Source organism: Streptomyces caelestis (assembly GCF_014205255.1).
Taxonomy (GTDB): Bacteria; Actinomycetota; Actinomycetes; order Streptomycetales; family Streptomycetaceae; genus Streptomyces; species Streptomyces caelestis.
On the sequence record NZ_JACHNE010000001.1, the window covers coordinates 4,293,845 to 4,313,474 of the forward strand.

Below are 19,630 nucleotides of genomic sequence, written 5' to 3' on the forward strand. Positions count from 1 at the left end.
GGATACTTGCCATGCTGTTGCCCCTCCAGGGCATCGAAACCAAGGACGCACCGTGGCCGACCGCCCCGATGCGGTGCTCGACGCCGTGGGGCCGGAGGGCCCGGCTCTCCGCCCCGGCGCGTCACACCCGTCCCCTCTTTCCTTTTTCGAACGTACGTACGAAACTAGAGGCATGGCCACCACCGACCGGCAGGCCACGACGCTGGCCCTCGCACACGCCCTGTCAGCCGCCGAACGCGGACTGGCCGTCCTCCCCCTGTCCCGCACCAAGCTCCCGGCGCTGCGTTCCCCGCACCGCGACGACCCCGCCCCCTCCCCCTGCCACGGCGAGTGCGGCCGGCTCGGCCACGGGGTCTACGACGCCTCCAGCGACCCGGCCCGCATCCGCGAACTGTTCGCCGCGGCGCCCTGGGCGACCGGTTACGGCATCGCCTGCGGCCTGCCCCCGCACCATCTGATCGGCATCGACCTGGACGTGAAGACCGGCACGGACTCCTCGGCGGCCCTGCGCGAGCTGGCCCTGCGGCACCTGTTCACCATCCCTCCGACGGTGGTCGTCGTGACCCCGTCCGGCGGTCGTCACCTGTGGCTGAGCGGCCCGCCCGACGTGGTCGTCCCCAACTCGGCGGGCCGCCTCGCCCCCGGCATCGACATCCGGGGCGCCGGCGGCTACCTCGTCGGGCCCGGCTCCCGCACCGGCCAGGGCGTCTACGCCGCTGCCCCCGGGACCGCGCACCTGGCCCCCGCCCCCTGCCCGCGCTCCCTGCTGCGCCTGCTCCTCCCGCCGCCCCGCGCCCACCACCCCACGCCCCCGGCGACCGGCGGCCACGGCCAGGGACTGGTCCAGTTCGTCCTCGCCGCGCACGAGGGCCAGCGCAACACCCGGCTGTTCTGGGCGGCCTGCCGGGCCTACGAGGACGGCATCGGCCCCGCGCTCGTGGACGCCCTGGTCGAGGCCGCGCGGGGCACCGGCCTGGCCGAGCGCGAGGCCCGGGCGACGATCGCGTCGGCGGCACGGATGACGGGGCACCGGCCATGAGCGACACCTCGTACACGAGCACCGAAAGACCTCCATGCAACAGCACGCCACATCGCCGGCCCTGGCGCTCGCCCGCCTCGTCCTGGCCTCCGGCCGCTCGGTGGACCTCGCCGAGCTGCGGTTCACGTCGACGTACGGCGACCTGCTGGAGGGCTATCCCCGCAAGCCGGTGAACGACCGGCGGATCCGAGGTCTGCTGCGCGCCGCCGAGCGGGCCCGCCCCGGCACGCCGGTGCACCTGGTCCCGCCGCCGCGCGCCTACCCCGACCAGTACCCGGGCGGACTCGGGCCCGTCGAGGTCCTGCCCGCCGTGGCCTGCGTCGGCACGTTCCACTCCACGGCTCTCGATCCGGCCCGCGACCCGGTCGCGTACCGCTCCCGTCTCACCGTTCTCTGGTTCCAGGCCACGCCTCGCCTGCCGTCGGGCTGTGACGCCGAGCCCCTGCTGCGGGACCTCGACTGGGCAGGACTGGCGCGGGACGCCCGGGCCCTTGCGTAGGGTCGTCCGATGAGCGTTTCCCGCACGGAACTGCTGCGCCGGCAGCTCGAGTTGACCTGGTCGTTGTTCGAGTACCACCTGGAGCGGCTGGAGCCGGAGGACTTCCTCTGGGAGCCGGTGCCGCTCTGCTGGACGATGCGCAGGGGCCCCGACGGCACCTGGGTTCCGGACTGGGCGGACACCGAGCCCGACCCCGTGCCCGTCCCCACCATCGCCTGGGTGAGCTGGCACATCGGCTGGTGGTGGAGCGTGGCCCTCGACCACACCCAGGGCCGTCCGCCCCGCGACCGCACGGACATCGCATGGCCCGGCGCGGGCACACCGACCATCGAGTGGCTGCGCGGCCTGCGCACCGAGTGGCTGGCCGTCCTGGACGACCTCACCGACACCGACCTGGACGCCACGGCAGCGTTCCCCTTGCCGGGCGATCCCCAGTACACCGTCGCGGACATGGCGGCCTGGGTGAACGCGGAACTGATGAAGAACGTGACCGAGATCGGACAGCTGCGGCTGCTGCGGGCGGCGTCGGACTGAGGAGCTCTACGGGACGTTGCGGTAGACCGTCGACTCGCGGGCCCGGAACCCGAGCCGCTCGTAGAGGCGGTTCGCGGCGGTACGGTCCGGCCGGGAGGTGAGATCGACCGTCCGGGCTCCGGCCTCGCGGGCGATCCGCAGGGCCTCCTCGATGAGCAGGCCCGCGATGCCCTGCCCGCGCGCCGCGTCGTCGACGACCACGTCCTCGACGCGGCCCCTCAGCCCGGACGGCAGGGGCAGCAGCACGAGGGTCAGGGTGCCGACGATCGTGCCACCTGCCCGGGCCACGAGCACGGTGGTGGCGTCACAGCGCACCATCCGGTCGACCGCCGCCCGGTCCAAGGGCCGGGCCGTCGTGGACAGCTGCGGAAGCAATCGGCCGAAGGCGTCGACGACTTCCTCGCCCGGCTCCCGGATGATCTCGACACGGACGTCCATGCCGGAAGCGTATCCGTACGCCTAGATCCAATACCAGTGATTTAGGTGGTTTTCCGGCGGGTCGGCCTGGGCTTCGTCGGCCCGACCAGGGCTGCGCGGGGTGCGTCCGGCCGGGACGGATTGCGGTGCTCGCTCCTCTTGAGTTTCCAGTTGGACATCTTGCGTTTGATGACGCGGGGGTTGGCGCGTAACCGGCGGGGAGGCAGAGGACGTTCGCGGATCTCACGCAGTGCCGTGGCCAGGGCCCTGGTCAGCCGGGAGGGGGGAAAACGCCGCCTGGTCGGTGACCTGGCGGCGGACGATGCGCAGGGTGCGGGTGAAGGAGATCCGGTCAGGATCGTGCTCCGCCTGCTGCGCGGCTTGGTGCATCAGGTCTCGCAGGGCGTGGTGCACCAGGAGGAAACCGAAGATCTCCTGTTCGACGCCGGCCGGATGCTGGGAGCGCAGGACCATGCGGGGTCCGCCCTGGTGGGTCTTGATCTCGTCCAGCGTGTTCTCGATCTCCCACCGCTGGGCATAGAGAGCGGCCAAGGCGGTGGCGGATGCGGCCTTCGGGTCCAGGATGGTGGTGATCAGCCGGTAGACCGTGCCGCCGGGGATCAGGGTGTACTCGATGACGCGGACGGCGGCGGGGTCTTGGCGGCGGTTCTTGTCCCGGGCGGCGACGATCTCGGAGAGGTAGGAGCCGTCCTCCAGCAGGGCCCGCACCGGCAGCACGGCGTCATTCTTGACCCGCCACAGCAGGTCGGCGCCGGTCGCTGCGGCGGCCCGCCACAGGTCGAAGCCGCGAAAGCCCCGGTCGGCCAAGAGCAGCATGCCCGGCCTCAGCGCCGTGAACAGGCGCTGGGCCAGCTCAGTTTCATGGACGGCCAAAGGGCCCGCCTCAGCCGCGAAGACGGCGTGGGTGCCGCACTCGACCAGCGCGGCCACCCTCGCTTGCGGGTAGGCGCTCTTCTCCTGTCCCCGGCTTGTGCCCGGGCGGCCGAAGAAAGCCGCATTGGCCTCGGTGTCCGGCACGTCGAAGGTAGTGCCGTCCACCGCGACCAGCCGCCAGCCCCGGTACCAGGACCCGCTCGTCTCCTCGGTCGCCACCGGATGGCACACCCGGTCGAACAGGGCCCGCAGCGGTTCCGGGCCCAGCCGCAGCCGGGCCCGGCCGATTGCCGCGGTGGTCGGCACCCGCCACGTTCCCTTCCACCGGCCCATCCGCTCCAGACCGTGGGTGAGGAGCCGCGCGACCTCCTCGTATCCCTGCCCGGCAAACAGGCACATGGCCAGCACGAAATAGACGACCACCCGGGCCGGCAGCAGCCGCTGCCTCTGCTCGGCCCGGCCGCACTCCGCGATCACCTCGTCCACCAGCTCAGGCGGAAACGCCCGGGTCAGCACCCCAAGCGCAATCCGATCCGAGAACCGCTCGCTTGCTGAGGACTTCACCTGTCCGGGCCTTGGCACACCCCACCCAACGATCGGAAGACAGCAAAGTCACCGGTATTGCGCCTAGATCACTAACGGCAGGCCTGTGACCAGCGGCGGAGAGGTTCGTTGATGCGGGCATGCGATCTCGTCCGCTCTTCCGTTCCGCTGCTTTGCTCGTCGCGCTCGTCGTCCTTCAGGGCGGCTCGTCCGCACTGGCCGCCGAACCCGGCCGCGGTGGCAGCCGGTCGGGGGCGATCGACTCGATCACGCCGTTCGCGCAGGGCGCCTCGACGCTCACCGGGATGGCGCAACCGTTCTACAACGCCTTCAGCCAGGCCGTGTCACCGGCTCCGAGAGCCTGACCGGGCGGCGCGACCGCGTGCGGCGTGACATCGTGGTGGCATGAGCATCGACGTTCGGCCGGCCACGGTCTTCGAGGACGTCCGTGCCGTGCTGGGGCCCAAGACGCCCGGTGCGAACGTCTGCTGGTGCCTGAGCTACCGGATCCCCTCCAAGCTCAACAACGAACTGCGCGGCCCGGCCCGAGGTGAATACGTCGCCGAGCTGTGCCGCGCCGATCCGCCCCCCGGCGTGCTCGCCCACGACGGCGGCGAACCGGTCGGTTGGGCCGCCGTCGCCCCGCGCGCGGCCACCTCCTTCGCCCGCAACCGCAAGATCCCGCACGTCGACGACCTGCCCGTCTGGTCGCTGTGGTGCATCCGGGTACGCCCCGGCCACCGGAAGCAGGGCATCTCGCACGCCCTCATCGCCGGCGCCGTCGAGTTCGCCCGGGCCCACGGCGCACCGGCGATCGAGGCGTATCCCCTCGACAACGGCGACGCCAAGGTCGACCTGACGATGGCGTACCCCGGCCTCCGGAAGAACTTCGAACGCGCCGGCTTCAGCTACGCGGCGGACACCACCTCGGTGCTGGCCGGCCATCCCCGGGTTCTGATGCGGCTCGACCTGCGCGGCCAGACGCACCCATAGAAGCCACGAGCACACGCAAACGCCCGACCGCTGGCGACGGGGGATGCACCAGCGGTCGGGCTATGGCCAAGGGTAACAAGCGCTTGCGCATCGGAACCGACTGTTCGTCAGCAAAGCCGGGGTTGTGACTCGTATCACTCAACTGCCGTGATTGCGCGGCCCGTTGCGCGCACCGGCCCCGTCAGGGCTCGCACGGGGGGTCGTAGGACAACCGGGGCAGGTACTCGCGCCAGGTCTCCGGCGTCAGGACGCCCCGGGTCATCGTGCAGACGCGGCGTGCGGCCTCGTCGACGTCCAGGTTCCAGAGCCGGATGGTGTCGGTGCCGCTCGACACCCCGAGCATGTGGCTGTTCGGGCTGAACGCCAGGAAAGTGCCGCTCTTGGCGTTGGGACTCATCGACTGGCCGATCGGGCCGGCCTTGGAGGGGTCGGAGACGTTCCAGAGCCGGACGGTGCTGTCGTTGCCGCCGCTGGCCAGGGTGCGGCCGTTCCGGCTGAAGGTCAGGGAGGCGACCGCCTCCGTGTGGCCGGTGAGGCTCGTCCGCTCCGAGGCCCTGGAGGGGTCCTCGATGTCCCAGAGCCGGACAGAGTTGTCGTCGCCGCCGCTGGCCAGCGTGTGCCCGTCCGGGCTGTACGCGAGGACGTTGACGGCTCCGAGATGGCCCTTGAGGGGCGCGCCGCGCAGCACGGCACGGCCCGGGTCCGTCGCGTTCCACAGCCGGATGGTGCCGTCGGCGCTGCCGCTGGCGAGCGTATGCCCGTCGGGACTGAACACGAGGGAGTTGACGTACCCCTTGTGACCGGTGAGGGGCGCGCCGAGCGGACGCGGGCGGGACGGGTCGCCGATGTCCCACAGCTGGACGGTGCGGTCGTCGTAGGCGGTCGCCAGGAGGCGGCCGTCCGGGCTGAAGGCCAGCGGGTCGGCGAACCGGATGCGCAGGGGGATGGGCGACCCGTGGGGGACAGGGCGGTCCGGATCCCCGACGTTCCACAGCTGCACGGCCCGGTTTCCCGTGACCACCGCGAGGGTGCGGCCGTCCGTGGAGAACTCCAGGGACCGTACGCCGCCCTTCGGCAGGAACGGCTCGCCCATCGGCACGGGCCGGCCGGGCTTGCGCACGTCCCACAGCCGGACCCGTCCGTCGAGCGCCGCCGTCGCGAGCACCCGCCCGTCCGGCCGGAACGCTCCCGTCCGGCCGATCATGTCCGCCGTCGGCAGCGACCACAGCCGGACCTTGTTGTCGCCCGTCCCGGTGGCGAGGGTGCGCCCGTCGGGGCTGAAGCCGAGCGCGTACATCTCGCCGCTGCTGCCCGCCAGGGGCCCGCCGACCTGCGACGGGTACGCCGGATCACTGACCTTCCACAGACTCGCCGTGCTGTCCGCGCTGGCGGCGGCGAGCATGCTTCCGTCGGGGCTGAAGGCCACGGACCACACCGCCCCCGTGTGGCCGGTGAGCGGCGCCCCGATCGCTGCCGGGCGACGCCGGTCGGCCATGTTCCAGAGCCGGACGGTGTCGTCCGCGCTGCCGCTGGCGAGCGTCCGGCCGTCGGGGCTGAAGGCCACGGAGTGCACCGTGTCGGTGTGGCCGGTCAGCGGCTCCCCGACCGGCTCCGGACGCCGGGGCCGCGTCACGTCCCACAGCCGGATCGTGCCGTCGTCGCCGCCGGCCGCCAGCGTCCGGCCGTCCGGACTGAACGCCACCGAGCGCACGGCGGCCGTGTGCCCGGTGAGCGGCTTGCCCAGGGGCTTCGGGCGCTTCGGATCGGCCACGTCCCACAGCCGTACGGTGTGGTCGTCGCCGACGGAGGCCAGCGTGCGTCCGTCCGGGCTGAAGGCGATCAGGTAGATCGTGCCGTCATGGCCGGTCAGCGGCCGGGCGATCGGCTGCGGGCGGCCCGGGTCCGTCACGTCCCAGAGCCGGATCGTGCCGTCGTCGGCCGCGGTGGCCAGGGTGTGCCCGTCCGGGCTGAAGACCGCGCTGCTCACCCAGCTGGTGTGACCGGTGAGCGGCTTGCCCAGGGGCTTCGGACGCTTGGGGTCGGCCACGTCCCACAGCCGTACGGTCCGGTCGTAGCTGGCGGTGGCCAGGGTCCGTCCGTCCGGGCTGAACGTCGTGAGGTAGACGGCGCCGGTGTGGCCGACCAGCGGCGTGGCCAGCGGGGCGTTCACGATGGAGATCAGGCGGCTGTTCGCGCCCTTGTCGTCCGGCCGCAGCCGGTGTGCCACCAGGTCGAGCTGCGCGGACAGCGACGGGTCCGTGTACTGGACGCGATCGGCCTGGGCGAGCACCTGTTCGAACACGGCTTCGTCCCGCTGCTTCCAGGCGACCACGGCCGCTCCGACGGCCAGCACCGCCAGCACCACCAGGGCCGCCACCGCGCCTCGGCTGATCCAGATGATGCGCCTGCGCAGCCTGACCGAGGCGGCCAGGAACTCCACCGCGCTCCGGGTCAGGAACGTGTCCCCGGCGGATTTCGCCCATCCGTGGGCCTGTTCCAGGCGGGAGCCCCGGTAGAGCAGTGCGGTGTCGCGGTCCGACTCCTCCCAGGCCCGGCCGTCCTCCTCCAGGCGCTGGCGCAGCAGGTTGCCCTGCCGGTCCTCGTCGATCCAGTCGCGCAGCCGCGGCCAGGCGTGCAGCAGCGCCTCGTGGGTGATCTCCACGGTCTCCGCGTCGAGCGTCACCAGCCGGGCGCGGACCAGTGCCTCCAGGGACTCCTCGGTCTTGCCCGGATCGGTCGACTCGTCCGCCAACTGACGCCGGGCGCCCCGCCTGCGCGTGGCCTGGGTGTCCTCCCCCAGCCGGACCAGCCGGAGCAGGAGCAGCCGGGCCGCCGTGCGGGCCGCCGGGTCGAGTCCGGACCAGGCCCGCTCGGCGGTCGCCGCGACCGCGCCCTGGATGCCGCCGGCCGCGCGGTACCCGGCGAGCGTCAGCCGGCCCGCCTTCCTGCGCTGCCAGGTGGCCAGCAGAGCGTGCGAGAGGAGCGGCAGCACGCCCGCGTCGTGCGCCCCGCGCGGGCCGTCGGTGCTCACCTCCCGGACGATCAGCTCCGCCAGGCCCGGCTCCAGCTCCAGGCCGACGGCCTTGGCCGGGCCCGTCACCGCCTCGCGCAGCTCCGCGGAGGTCAGGGGTCCGAGCACCATGTGCCGGTGCTGGAGCGCGTCGGCCAGTTCGGGATATCTGAGGCAGCGCTCGTAGAAGTCGGCCCGTATGCCCAGCACCACGACCGCCGGTGCCGGGTCGCCGTCGCCGCCCGGCGCACAGACGGCGTGCAGGATCTCGACGAAGGCACGCCGCTCCGCCTCGTCGGGGCAGAGGGTGAACGTCTCCTCGAACTGGTCCACGATGACGACCGGCCGCGCGCCGGCCGGCGCCTCCCGCCGCGCCCAGGCGGCGACGGCGGCACGGATGTCACGGCCCCGTTGGACGCGCGGGTCCACCGTGGCGGCGACGACGGGGTCCTCCGCGGTGGGTTCGCCGGCCGTGATCATGGCCGAGACGACCGGCTCCAGTTCGGGGATGCACCGGGTCAACTCCGCCAGCGGATCACCGCCGGGGACGAGCTGCACGACCTCCGTGGCCCGGCCGCCACTGCCGCCCTCACGGTCACCGTCCTCACCGTCGTCACTCGGCGCGCCATCACTCAGGGCGCCGCCCCGCAGCGCGGGCACCAGCCCGGCGTTCAGCAGCGAGGACTTCCCCGCCCCCGACGCCCCCACGAGCATGACCAGGCCGCCCGTTACCGCCACGGCCCGGAGCTGGGCGACGAGCGCCTCCGTGCTCCGCTCCCGGCCGAAGAACCACCGGGTGTCCTCCCGGCGGTACGAGGCCAGACCCCGGTACGGGCACACCCCGCCGGGCGCGGGCGGGCCCTCGGCGGCGGACCGCTCCTGCTCCGCGGACGCCGCGCCCCGCTCCCCGACCGGGTCGGCCACCGCGGCTTCCCACAGCCGCTGCCACTGACCGAGGTCGTACAGGCCCGGGGATACCGGCGTGGGCCGCGCCCGCCGCGCCTCGGGGATCAGCACGTGCAGCACCGCCGCGAGGGCGGTGAACTGAGCGGGTACGTTCCGTGCCCGGCGCCAGTCGCTGATGCGCTGGGCGGACACCCGGACGGGACGCCCGCGTTCGTCGACCCGCTGGAGCCGGACGACCGCTTCGGACACACGTTTGAGTGGAGGGTTCCCGGCTTCCTTGTACAGCAGCGCGAGGCGCTCCGCGAAAGCGGTGCGTGCCCCGGAGTCGGAACCCAAGGTGTCCACTCCTTAAATCTCCGCGCCTGGACGTCCGGACCGGAAAACTCACTCTATACGTCTGACCTGCGGTAATACCGCCCACCCGGAACCGGAGACTCCTTGTCGGCGGCCGGAACTGGCAGGATCCGGACGCAGCAGCGCACCGATCCGGTCAGCTTCCCGCGCAGTCGGACGACCGTGACTCCACCGTTCGGTACCGGTCCCCACGAGGGGAGGGACCGGTGCCGGACGACGTGGTGATCCTCCCCATCGGACGACGCTCTACCACTCTGGCCGGCTCTGGATAACTGACGATCCGTCAGCTATGGTCTGCCTGCCGTTCGCCTGCCGTTGCCAAGGCCGGCCCGCCGTACCGCTTCCGGAGCGACGTACAGGGGTGAGCACAGTGCAGACACGTCCCGAGAGCCCACGACCGCAGGGCGCCCCGCGCTGGGTGGCGATGTTCTACCACCCGGCCGCGCGGACCTGGCGGGCAGCCGCGGAGTCGCCCCACCGCTCGCCCGTGCTGCACGCCCTCGGCGAGATGACACAGACGCTGCGCGCGCGTGGGGACGAGGTGTCCTTCGCCCTGTGGGGGCCGAAGGACGGTGCGTGGCACCGCTTCGAGACGCCCCTGAAGTCCGACACGCACCTGAAGCGGGCGGCGTCGTCCCAGTCGGCCCCTGAGCCATCTGCCGGCGAACCGGCCCAGCTGGCGGAACGCATGACCGGCCGCCGCCACCAGGTCCTCATGTCCGGGCTGAGCAAGGCGGGCCTCTACGCCCTCTCCCCCGAGGACGACGCGACCGTGCGGGCACTCGTCGAACGACTCGACGAAGCCGCCGTACGCCGGGTCGCCCACTGGCTCGCGGCGGCCGGACAGCACACCTAGGAGCGTGGGTCAGTAAACAACTCCTGGAATGCCGCGCCTCGTGGTGAAGTGCGGCTGCCGAGCGCTGCTCTTGAAAAGGCGTGGCTGCCGGGCAGCCGTGATGCGAAAATCAGTCCGCAACTTGATCCACATCCGCGTCCCGGAGGTCCGCATGGACGTCGCCTCGCTGCTGCCGTTGACCACGGCCCGGTTGTCACTGCGTCTGTTCACTCCCGGCGACGCCGACGACCTGTACGCCTACCAGAGCCTGCCGAGCGTGGCGCGCTACTTGTACCGGCCGGCGCACACGCGTGAGCGCAGCGAGCAGGTTGCCGCCGAGCGCGCGGCGCAGACGGCCTGGCGCGCCGACGGGGACAAGCTGGCGCTCGCTGTCTGCCGACGCGATGAGCCCGGCGTCCTTGGCGAGGTGAGCCTCACCCTGGCCGATGCCCGCGCCGCCCAGGCCGAGATCGGCTGGACTCTCGACCCGGGTCACCAGGGGCACGGCTACGCGACCGAGGCGGCTGCGGCGCTGGCCGGGTTTGCCTTCGACACGCTGGGCGTGCACCGGCTCTACGCACGGCTGGATGTGGAGAACACCGGGTCTGTGCGGGTCTGTGAGCGCCTCGGGATGCGCCGGGAGGCGCACCTGGTCGAGAACGACCTCGACGGGGATCGCTGGGGCAGCGAGTACATCTACGCGGCGCTGTCCGCGGATCTTGGCAGTCGATCAGGCGATTGAGCCCGACGCCGCCTCAACGCCATGAAGAACGGGGCCGGCGCGTTCATCCAGGCATACAACGCCCAGGCCGTGGTGGACGACGCGCACCAGATCATCACCGCCGCCGACGTCACGACCAATCCCGCCGCCGCACTCAACCACACCGGCATGCTCGACCAATCCGCCGCGAACACCGGAATCCACGCACGTCAGGCGCTCCTCGACGCGGGCTAGGTGTGCTGTCCGGGGACGCTGCAAGGCGGAGGAGGGCGTCGATGCGGAGCATCGGCAACCGACGACAACGCCGCAGATGCGCGTGCCAGGCCCCGCGTCTGCGATCTGATCCAAACGACAGGCCCTACTGCTCCGAGGCGAACCTTCAGGCCGCAGCCGAGCGCAAGGAAGAACACGGCACCGACACCTTCATGGCCACCGGCCGCCTGTCCCACGACGAACGCGTCAGCCCCGCCCCGCGCGGACGCAGCCCGGCCGACGCCACGGCGCGCGAGCGCATGGCCCGCAAACTGCACACCAAACCCGGACGCGCCGCCTACGCCCAACGCAAAGCCATCGTCGAACCCGTCTTCGGGCAGATCATGACCTGCCAAGACGGCCGCAGACTCCTGCTACGCGGCGAAGCAGGCGCCCGCGCCGAATGGCGGCTACTCGCCGCATGCCACAACCTGCGAAAGATCTTCGGGCAGGTCGGACCCCCGGCCTGGCCGCCGCCCGAGCCTGAGCGCCCAGGCGGCAGCATCACCCTCCACAGCAACCACGCCCCGCACCCGCCCCGACACCGCCGACCACCCCAGACCGCCAGAGATCCGACCACCAACCCTCGAAGGCTTGCTCGTTACCGACCCACGCTCCCAGCCGGGCCGGTTCGGCCGCTCTCGTGCTGGGCAGTCAACACCTCGGGTCCTGCCGGCTTCCGGCACGACCGGTGGGGGAACGAGGGGGATGAAGGAAATGAAGGGGCAGAAGGTCTCTGTCGACCGCGAGCTCTGCTACGGCTCCGCCGAGTGCGTCCACAGGGCCCCGGCGGTCTTCGAGTTCGTCGACGGATTCGGTGTCGTCCGCCCGGGCCACGAACGGACGGGCGACGCCCCGGAGGTCCTGGAGGCGGCGGAGAAGTGCCCCAGCCAGGCCATCAGCATCACGGACGCGAGCGCTGCACCGCCGAGGACCTCGGCACCGGACCGGCCGTAGCGAGGACCGGTGCCCGTACCGAGCCTGCTCGCGGTCTTCGCCCACCCGGCGACGAGTCCCTGACGGCGGGCGGCACCCTGGCCCGGCACCCGGCGAGGGGCGCCCGCACGGCGTTCGTCACGGCCACGTGGGCTCCGGACACCCCACGCGCCGCGGAACTGGCCACAGCTGCTGGGTTACGCCGACTCCCGCGTTACGTCCCACAGGGTCGGCCCCCGAAAGACCCGGAGTGGTACATCCGCCACGACCTTGTCGCGTCGGCGCCGGTGGAGACGGAGCCGCGGCCATAGGCCGTCATCGGCCCAGGTCGGTGGCCCGGCTCAATGCCCGACCGGAAACGGCCACCGAAGCCCGGCCAACGCCCTGGCCCTGGCCTCCACGACCGCCATCCGGGCAGCGCGCTCGGCCCGGTCCACATGGGCCTTGTGCCCGGTGACCTGCCCCTCCCACTTCCGGTAGAGCAGCCCCACCTCCCCCGAGAACCACCCGCGGCTCACGGCGTTCAGCGCGAGGAGCAGCCCGGTGTCCTCGGACGCGGGCAGCGCCATCCAGCCGCCGAGGGCGAGCAGCAGCTCCCGCCGTACGAACAGCGACGCCGGATGGACCGGTGCGAGGAAGCCGTTGGCCTTCCACTGGTCGAAGACGGCCCCGCGCTCGATGGGCCCCTGGCCGGGGTCGCCCGGAAAACCGACCGTCGACCCGTCGGGCATGAGGTCCAGCACCCGCGACGTCGCCCATCCGAGACTGCGGTCGGCCTCCAGCGCCGCCAGATCCCGCGCGAGCGTGCCCGGCGGCAACTGGTCGTCGGCGTCCAGGACCTTCACGTACGCACCCTCGGCATGCGCCAGCGCGATGGTGCGCGCGACACCGGGCCCCCCGGCCCGGCCCTGCCGGAACGTCACCCGCTCGTCGTCGGGCACGTACGGCCGTACGGCCTCGCTCTCCCCGTCCTCCTGGATCACCCAGTGCCACTCCCAGCCCTCCGGCAGCCCCTGCTCGCACAGGGACGTGTGGGCCTCCGGAAGAAACCGGGCCGACGGGGCGTGCACAGCGGTGACGACGACGATGCGCACTCAAAAACCCCCGCGACCTGCACAGATGCCCGGATTACGGAGTGATCCTAGCCCTGTGACCGGCCGACTCGCCAAGGCCTGGAGCCGGACCGGCCGACGAGGGCATCCGCCGGCTGGTCCGGTCCAGGCCACGGCTCAGCCGCCTGTCGAGCAGGCGGTGTCAGGCGTTCTCACTCGTGCGGGTGCAGGACGACCTTGGTGTAGCCCTCCGTCCGCTTGTCGAACTTTTCGTACGCCGACGGCGCCTGGTCGAGGGGCAGCTCATGCGAAACGACGAAGCTGGGCTGCGCACGGCCCTCGATGATCATGTCGCGCAGCTGCCGGTTGTAGCGCTTGACGTTGCACTGTCCGGTGCCCACGCGCAGCCCCTTTTCGAAGAGACGCCCGATGGCCACCACCAGCATGCCCTGCTTCGACTGCTCGTCCGGTCCGCCGGGGTCGCGCGGGACGTACAGGCCCGGCACACCGAGAGCGCCCGTCGGCCGGACCGTCTCGACGAGGGAGTTCAGTACGGTCGCCGGTTCCTCGCGGTCCTCGCCACGCGCCTGGGCCTGGTAGCCGACGGCGTCGATGCCCTTGTCCGTGCCTTCACCCGCGGTCTGCTCCTTGATCTGCTCCACCGGGTTGCCCTGGGTGAAGTCGATCGGTACCGCGCCGATCTCCTCGGCCTTCTGCAGCCGCTCGGCCACCCGGTCGACCACGAACACCTTGCTCGCGCCGCGCAGCATCGCCGAGTAGGCGGCCATCAGACCGACCGGGCCGCCGCCGTACACGGCGACGCTGTCACCGGGGCGCACGTCGGCCAGCTCGTTGCCGTGGTATCCGGTCGGGAAGATGTCCGCCAGAAGCACGAAGTCGGTTTCCTTCTCGGTGCCCTCAGGGAGCTTCAGGCAGTTGAAGTCGGCGTACGGCACCCGTACGTACTCGGCCTGGCCGCCCACGAAGGGGCCCATCGCCACATAGCCGTACGCTCCGCCGGCGAAACCGGGGTTCACCGTCAGGCAGAAGCCGGTGAAGCCCGCCGTGCAGTTCTTGCAGAAGCCGCAGGCCACGTTGAAGGGCATGACAACGCGGTCTCCGCGGCTGAGCGACGTCACACCGTCACCGGCCTCCTCGATGACGCCGAGGTTCTCGTGGCCGAAGACGATCCCCGGCTCGGCGGCCGTGCGGCCCTCGTACATGTGCAGGTCCGACCCGCAGATAGCGGTGGACGTGACACGGACGATCACGTCGTTCGGGTGCTGGATTCGGGGATCCTCCACTTGCTCGATCGCGACTTCGAACGGTCCCTTGTAGACGACGGCCCTCATGATCGAACCCTTCCACTGGATGTGGTTGTTCGCTCACAGATCGGAACGGATACGCCGGGGGACCCGCTGCGTCCGTCGGGACCAGGTCCCCAACCCTGCAGCTCACCGGTCTTCTGTGTCCTGGCTCATACTCCAGACTGGTGCATGATGAGATGATTTGCATCTAGAGACTGCAAAATCCGATTCAGCACCATTCCGGAAGGATTCAGAACCTTGTCGCGACGTCTCGGCACGCTCCTCGTCCCGGTATCCGGCCTGTCCGGCACGACCTATCCGGAAGGGACCCGGGTGGCCATACGGGGCAGTGGAGGGTCCGTCGACGGCTTCGTCGACGGAGACTGGCTGCCGCTCGCATGGTGGGAGTTCGCGGACACCCAGCCCGAGGGCGGCCCCGGCACCCTGGCGTAGCGCCGGGCGATTCGGCTGGTCCGGGTCCCGTTTCGCTGTGCGGCGGACCGGGGACCTGGAACGGGACAGCAAGGCCGGCCGGAGCGCGTGTGCGGCCCAGCGGACTGCGCCTGCGCGCCGACCCTTCGGCGAGAGGACGCGGCCATGGCGAAAATTCTGACGGTTCTTTATCCGGATCCCGTTGACGGCTACCCGCCCAGCTACGCCCGGGACGAGATTCCCGTCATCGGCGGCTATCCCGGAGGGCAGACGGCGCCCACCCCGCAGAGCCTCGACTTCAAGCCGGGTGAGCTGGTCGGCTGTGTCTCCGGGGAGCTCGGGCTGCGTCCCTTCCTCGAGGACCGCGGCCACACACTGGTCGTCACCTCCGACAAGGACGGGCCCGACTCCGTGCTGGAGCGCGAGCTCCCGGACACCGACGTGGTGATCTCGCAGCCGTTCTGGCCCGCCTACCTCACCCCTGACCGGATCCGGCGTGCGCCGCAGCTGAAGCTGTCGATCACAGCCGGGATCGGTTCGGACCACGTGGACCTTCCGAGCGCCATCGAACACGACGTCACCGTCGCGGAGATCACCTACAGCAACAGCATCAGCGTGTCGGAGCACGCGGTCATGCAGATCCTCGCCCTGGTCCACAACTACCTGCCCTCCCACGAGTGGGTCACCGCCCGCCGAGGGTGGAACGTCGCCGACAGCGTCTCGCGGAACTACGACCTGGAGGGCATGGACGTCGGCGTTTTCGGTGCCGGACGCATCGGCCTGGCCGTGCTCCGCCGACTGCAGCCGTTCGAGGTGAAGCTGCACTACAACGACGTCCACAGGTTGCCACCGGAGCTCGAACGGGAGCTGGGGCTGACCTGGCATCCGGACGCCCGTTCCCTGGCGGCCGCCGTGGACGTGCTCTCCATCCACGCGCCGCTGCACGCCAGGACGGTGAACCTCTTCGACGACGAGATGCTGGCGACCATGAAGCGCGGGGCGTACATCGTCAACACGGCTCGCGCACTGATCGTCGACCGGGACGCCGTGGTACGCGCCCTGGAGCGAGGCCATCTGGCGGGCTACGCCGGTGACGTCTGGTATCCGGAGCCGCCGGAGGAGGACCACCCGTGGCGCGGCATGCCGCACGAGGGCATGACACCGCATGTATCAGGTTCGACGCTCTCCGCACAGGCCAGGTACGCGGCCGGCGTGCGGGAAGTCCTGGAGTGCTGGCTGGACAGCCGCCCGATCCGTCAGGAGTACCTCATCGTGGAGGGCGGCAGGCTGGCCGGGACCGGGGCTCGCTCCTACACGGTCTGACATCCGTCATGGCATGGGCGGCCCACGCAGAAGGGGTGTCTCTGCTGCGAGACACCCCTTGTGACCTGCGAGGCACAGGGTCCACTGCTCCTCTTCTCGCTCGCCGGCGCCATCGCCTCACTCAGCACCCGATGATCGAGCGGTGTCTTGGAGGCAGCCGACACCGAGTGGACGCAGGCGGTCCGGCCGACCAAGGGCGCCATCTCACCGACGTAGGAGGGGTGGCTCCTTCGTCATCCCACCCTGTGCGTGTTCTGGATCGCCCCCGAGGACAGCGCCGTGAAGCTGTCGATGAGGCCGCGCGGAGTCATAGACGGATGATGACGAGGGCGATGTCGTCAGGGCCGCCACCAGCGACGTCGAGGCGGGCCAGCAGCGCGTCGGCCAACTGGTCAGGGGAGAGGGCGCTGTCCTGAGCCAGGGCTGTGGTCAGGCGTGCCAGGCTGGCGTCGATGTCCTCGTCACGGCGCTCGATGAGACCGTCGGTGTACAACACGAGGATGTCCCCCGGTTTGTAGGACAGACCGGCCTGGGGGCGGGGGACATGGTGTGGGCGGGCGCCGAGTGGCGGATCGGTCGCCTGGTCCAGCAGTTCCCAGGTCCCGTCAGGGTGGCGCAGGACGGGCGGCGGGTGTCCGGCGTTGCTGTAGATGATCAGCCTGCTGCGGGTGTCGATGAGTACCTTGACGGCGGTTGCGGCCGTTGCGCCGTCCAGGGAGCGGGCGTACAGACCGAGGACCTCCAGAGCTTGGGCGGGGCTGGGGATGGCACGGATGGCTGCGCTGAGGGCGCTGCGGAGCATGCCCATGACGGCGGCGGCCTGCAAGCCGTGGCCGACGACGTCTCCGACGGCCACGGAGTAGCGGTCGGGGGGCAGGTCGACGACGTCGTACCAGTCGCCGCACACGTTCAGTGAGGTGATCGCCGGTAGGTAGCGCACGGCGATGTTGCTGTGCTGGTCCAGGTCGGGGACGGAGAGCATGGCTTCCTGCAGGGTGACGGCGACTTGCCGTTCACGGGCGTGGGCCTGGCGCAGTTCCTGGTTCAGCCGGTGCAGCGCTCGGACCCGTCCGTAAAGCTGGGCTGCCATGCCCTGCTCCTGGTCGGTGAGCTCATCCCGGCGTGCTGGGCCCGAGCGGGCGAAGCCGGTGACGTCCTCGGTCCATTGGACGATCCACTTCACCCTGCCGTCAGGCCCGGCAATCGGGGTGTGGATCGCGGACCACCATCGCTCCTCGAAGCCGCCCGGCCGGGGGACGTCATACCGCTGCAGCACCATGGTGTCCGGCTTCCCGGTGTCCAGGACGAGGCGCAGTGACGCCTTCAGATTGCGCTGCGCCTCGTCGGGGGAACCGGGGCGTTCCGGCAGGGCGTCGAAGAAGTACTTCCCGATCAGCTCATCCCTGGCCCGGCCGGTGCTCTGCACGCATGCCGGGTTGACGTAGCGAATCACCAGGTCCGAGTCCAGCACCAGGTACGGGCTTGGTGTGGCGTCGAAGAACGCCGCGAAATCGATGTCCGCTGTCATTACACGCTCTCCGGTGGCCGCGAGCGCGACTGCTGGCACTTCCAATCTACGAGCGATCCAGCGTCCGGGCTTGCCGGTGGCGGATCCGGGACGCCGGTGCAGGGCGAGGTGATCAGGCTGCCGACGCGAGAGACGCCCTCTTCAAGGCTGGTGGTGCGGTCTGGCCGCGGGTAAGTCGCCTGGTCATGAGGGTGACCACTGCCCAGATTATGTGCGCCTCCGAGTTGCCGTGGACCGGGCCACGGCCCGCCGTGAGTACGGCGCCTGCCCTCCTCATTCTCTCGTGCTCTTGGTCCACGCCTGGTCCACACGCAGTGATCCACAACGCGACAGAGCCGGATCAAGGTGAGACAAGCCCCATGCAGAAGGGGCGCCCCTCACTGAGGGACGCCCCTTCTGACCTGCAACATCAATGACCTGCGCGGAGGCGGTGGGATTTGAACCCACGGTGACATCGCTGCCACGACGGTTTTCAAGACCGTTCCCTTAGGCCGCTCGGGCACACCTCCCCGCGCCGGCCGTGATCGGCGGCGCGGGGACAAGGGTAACGGGTCGGTGCGTGCGGGTGGGGGTCAGTTGTCGCCGATGCGCGACCCCAGGGTCACCTCGACCGTGTGCTGCTTGCCGCCGCGCTCGTAGGTGATCGTGACCTTGTCGCCGGGCTTGTGCGTCCAGATCTCGCCGATCAGGGTGGGGCCGGAGTCGATCACCCGGTCGTCGAGCTTGGTGATGACGTCGCCGGGCTTGAGGCCCGCCTCGGCGGCCGGGCCGCCCGGCTCGACCGGTGCCGCGCCACCCGCGCCCTGCTCGGTGATCTGCGCGCCGTCCGAGCGGTCGTCCAGGGAGACGGACGCGCCGATCTTCGCGTAGACCGGCTTGCCTGTCTTGATCAGCTCCTGGGCGACGTACTCGGCCTGGTTGATCGGGATGGCGAAGCCCAGGCCGATCGAGCCGGACTGGCCGGTGCCGAAGCCGCCGTTTCCGGTGGACTGGATCGCGGAGTTGATGCCGATGACGTTGCCCTGCGCGTCCAGCAGCGGCCCGCCGGAGTTGCCCGGGTTGATCGAGGCGTCGGTCTGCAGGGCGCTCATGTACGACGCCTGGCTGCCGCTGCCGTCGCTGGAGGCGACCGGGCGGTTCTTGGCGCTGATGACGCCCGTCGTCACCGTGTCGGACAGGCCGAACGGGGCGCCGATCGCGATGGTCGCGTCGCCGACGGCCACCTTGTCCGAGTCGCCGAGGGTGAGCGGCTTCAGGTCGTCGGGGGCGTTCTTGAGCTTGATGACCGCCACGTCGTAGCCCTGCGCGTGCCCGACCACCTCGGCGTCGTACTTCTTGCCGCTCGGGAAGGTCGCGGTGAGCTTGCCGCCGTCCACCGCTCCGGCCACGACGTGGTTGTTGGTGACGATGTGGCCCTGCTTGTCGAAGACGAAGCCCGTGCCCGTGCCGCCCTCGCCGCTGTTGCTCTCGGCCTCGATCGTGACCGTGCTGGGCAGCGCCTTGGCGGCCACGCCCGCGACCGTGCCCGGGTCGCGCTTGACGTCGCCGCCGCTGGTGGAGGCGGAGACCGTCGTCGAGCCGCTGCTCTCGTCGTTGTTCTTCGCCAGCGTGTAGCCGAGACCGCCGCCCAGGCCGCCCGCGGCCAGCGCGGCCACCAGGATCGCGGCGACCAGACCGCCGCGGCCACGGCCGGACTTCGGCGCCGGCTGCTGGTACGAGGAACCCCAGCCGCCGCCGGAACCGGAACCGCCGTCGCCGTACGACGGGGAGGCCGGCGGCGGGGGCGGGGGCCAGGACGGGTCCGGGGCGGAGGAGGAGACACCCTGCTGTGCGGCGTCACCAGGAGCGCCCTGGCCGTGGCCGGACTGCCCCTGGGAGTCCTGTCCGTACGGTCCCGGTCCCTGGGGTGCCTGTCCCTGGGGCGCCTGTCCCTGTGGTGCCTGTCCCTGTGGTGCCGGAGCAGCGGGAGTGTCCACCGGCACGGGGGGTGCGGACGGGGCGGGGGGTACCGCGGTGCCCTCGTTCTCGGTGCTCACAGCTTCTCTCCTCGATCCA

The 19,630-nt window shown here is 71.2% G+C and carries 17 protein-coding genes, 1 tRNA gene and 3 pseudogenes; 13 read left to right on the forward strand and 8 right to left on the reverse strand.

Features of this window, described 5'->3' with window-relative positions:
- Positions 1–172: 172 nt before the first annotated feature.
- The 3 genes from HDA41_RS19525 to HDA41_RS19535 are packed head-to-tail and all read left to right on the forward strand — an operon-like array spanning position 173 to position 2,072.
- Entirely contained in the window at positions 173–1,039 is an 867-nt protein-coding gene (locus HDA41_RS19525; protein ID WP_184985644.1) for a bifunctional DNA primase/polymerase, read from the forward strand.
- Between the two features lie 34 nt (positions 1,040–1,073).
- Positions 1,074–1,538 carry a hypothetical protein gene (locus tag HDA41_RS19530; protein ID WP_184985646.1) on the forward strand — a complete coding sequence of 155 codons (465 nt, stop codon included), beginning with the start codon at positions 1,074–1,076 and terminating at the stop codon, positions 1,536–1,538.
- Positions 1,539–1,547: 9 nt separating this feature from the next.
- Positions 1,548–2,072 (forward strand): DinB family protein, encoded by a 525-nt coding sequence (locus tag HDA41_RS19535; RefSeq protein WP_184985648.1) that lies wholly within the window; start codon positions 1,548–1,550, stop codon positions 2,070–2,072.
- A 6-nt stretch (positions 2,073–2,078) separates the two neighbouring features.
- Here HDA41_RS19535 and HDA41_RS19540 read toward each other — a convergent pair whose 3' ends face one another.
- Complete coding sequence (locus tag HDA41_RS19540) at positions 2,079–2,510, reverse strand: GNAT family N-acetyltransferase (protein WP_184985650.1); 432 nt, start codon at positions 2,508–2,510, stop codon at positions 2,079–2,081.
- Between the two features lie 222 nt (positions 2,511–2,732).
- Positions 2,733–3,965 carry an IS4 family transposase gene (locus HDA41_RS19545; RefSeq protein WP_184984629.1) on the reverse strand — a complete coding sequence of 411 codons (1,233 nt, stop codon included), beginning with the start codon at positions 3,963–3,965 and terminating at the stop codon, positions 2,733–2,735.
- A gap of 101 nt (positions 3,966–4,066) precedes the next feature.
- Here HDA41_RS19545 and HDA41_RS19550 point away from each other — a divergent pair, with 101 nt between their 5' ends.
- Positions 4,067–4,291, forward strand: a complete 225-nt coding sequence (locus tag HDA41_RS19550) for a hypothetical protein (protein WP_184985652.1) — start codon at positions 4,067–4,069, stop codon at positions 4,289–4,291.
- Positions 4,292–4,331: 40 nt separating this feature from the next.
- Positions 4,332–4,919: a GNAT family N-acetyltransferase gene (locus tag HDA41_RS19555; RefSeq protein WP_184985654.1), complete on the forward strand. Its 588-nt coding sequence runs from the start codon at positions 4,332–4,334 to the stop codon at positions 4,917–4,919.
- 181 nt (positions 4,920–5,100) lie between these two features.
- Here the strand turns inward: HDA41_RS19555 and HDA41_RS19560 are convergent, their stop codons facing one another.
- Positions 5,101–9,180 (reverse strand): nSTAND1 domain-containing NTPase, encoded by a 4,080-nt coding sequence (locus HDA41_RS19560; protein WP_184985656.1) that lies wholly within the window; start codon positions 9,178–9,180, stop codon positions 5,101–5,103.
- Positions 9,181–9,559: 379 nt separating this feature from the next.
- Here HDA41_RS19560 and HDA41_RS19565 point away from each other — a divergent pair, with 379 nt between their 5' ends.
- From HDA41_RS19565 to HDA41_RS42715, 6 genes and pseudogenes are all read left to right on the forward strand, one after another.
- Positions 9,560–10,045 carry a hypothetical protein gene (locus tag HDA41_RS19565; protein ID WP_230299490.1) on the forward strand — a complete coding sequence of 162 codons (486 nt, stop codon included), beginning with the start codon at positions 9,560–9,562 and terminating at the stop codon, positions 10,043–10,045.
- 151 nt (positions 10,046–10,196) lie between these two features.
- Positions 10,197–10,766, forward strand: coding sequence for a GNAT family N-acetyltransferase (locus HDA41_RS19570; protein WP_184985658.1), 570 nt, complete (start codon positions 10,197–10,199; stop codon positions 10,764–10,766).
- 21 nt (positions 10,767–10,787) lie between these two features.
- Positions 10,788–10,976: pseudogene (locus tag HDA41_RS19575) on the forward strand (IS5/IS1182 family transposase); the annotation flags it as partial.
- Positions 10,977–11,104: 128 nt separating this feature from the next.
- A pseudogene (locus tag HDA41_RS19580) lies at positions 11,105–11,484 on the forward strand (transposase); the annotation flags it as partial.
- A gap of 230 nt (positions 11,485–11,714) precedes the next feature.
- Positions 11,715–11,954, forward strand: coding sequence for a ferredoxin (locus HDA41_RS19585; RefSeq protein WP_230299497.1), 240 nt, complete (start codon positions 11,715–11,717; stop codon positions 11,952–11,954).
- Positions 11,955–11,963: 9 nt separating this feature from the next.
- Positions 11,964–12,148: pseudogene (locus HDA41_RS42715) on the forward strand (PIG-L family deacetylase); the annotation flags it as partial.
- Positions 12,149–12,274: 126 nt separating this feature from the next.
- On the opposite strand, the gene HDA41_RS19590 reads toward HDA41_RS42715, so the two are convergent.
- Positions 12,275–13,027, reverse strand: a complete 753-nt coding sequence (locus HDA41_RS19590; protein ID WP_184985662.1) for a glycosyltransferase family 2 protein — start codon at positions 13,025–13,027, stop codon at positions 12,275–12,277.
- A 170-nt stretch (positions 13,028–13,197) separates the two neighbouring features.
- Complete coding sequence (locus HDA41_RS19595; RefSeq protein WP_184985664.1) at positions 13,198–14,337, reverse strand: glutathione-independent formaldehyde dehydrogenase; 1,140 nt, start codon at positions 14,335–14,337, stop codon at positions 13,198–13,200.
- Positions 14,338–14,550: 213 nt separating this feature from the next.
- Here HDA41_RS19595 and HDA41_RS19600 point away from each other — a divergent pair, with 213 nt between their 5' ends.
- Positions 14,551–14,745, forward strand: coding sequence for a hypothetical protein (locus HDA41_RS19600; protein WP_184985666.1), 195 nt, complete (start codon positions 14,551–14,553; stop codon positions 14,743–14,745).
- A gap of 144 nt (positions 14,746–14,889) precedes the next feature.
- The gene (locus HDA41_RS19605; RefSeq protein ID WP_184985667.1) at positions 14,890–16,047 is read left to right on the forward strand and encodes an NAD-dependent formate dehydrogenase; all 1,158 of its coding nucleotides are present in this window, start codon (positions 14,890–14,892) and stop codon (positions 16,045–16,047) included.
- A 307-nt stretch (positions 16,048–16,354) separates the two neighbouring features.
- On the opposite strand, the gene HDA41_RS19610 is transcribed toward HDA41_RS19605, so the two are convergent.
- The 3 genes from HDA41_RS19610 to HDA41_RS19620 form a co-directional block, all read right to left on the reverse strand.
- Entirely contained in the window at positions 16,355–17,575 is a 1,221-nt protein-coding gene (locus HDA41_RS19610) for a SpoIIE family protein phosphatase (protein ID WP_184985669.1), read from the reverse strand.
- Between the two features lie 422 nt (positions 17,576–17,997).
- Positions 17,998–18,084: transfer RNA gene (locus HDA41_RS19615), tRNA-Ser, on the reverse strand.
- 63 nt (positions 18,085–18,147) lie between these two features.
- Complete coding sequence (locus tag HDA41_RS19620) at positions 18,148–19,611, reverse strand: S1C family serine protease (protein ID WP_184985671.1); 1,464 nt, start codon at positions 19,609–19,611, stop codon at positions 18,148–18,150.
- Between the last annotated feature and the right edge of the window lie 19 nt (positions 19,612–19,630).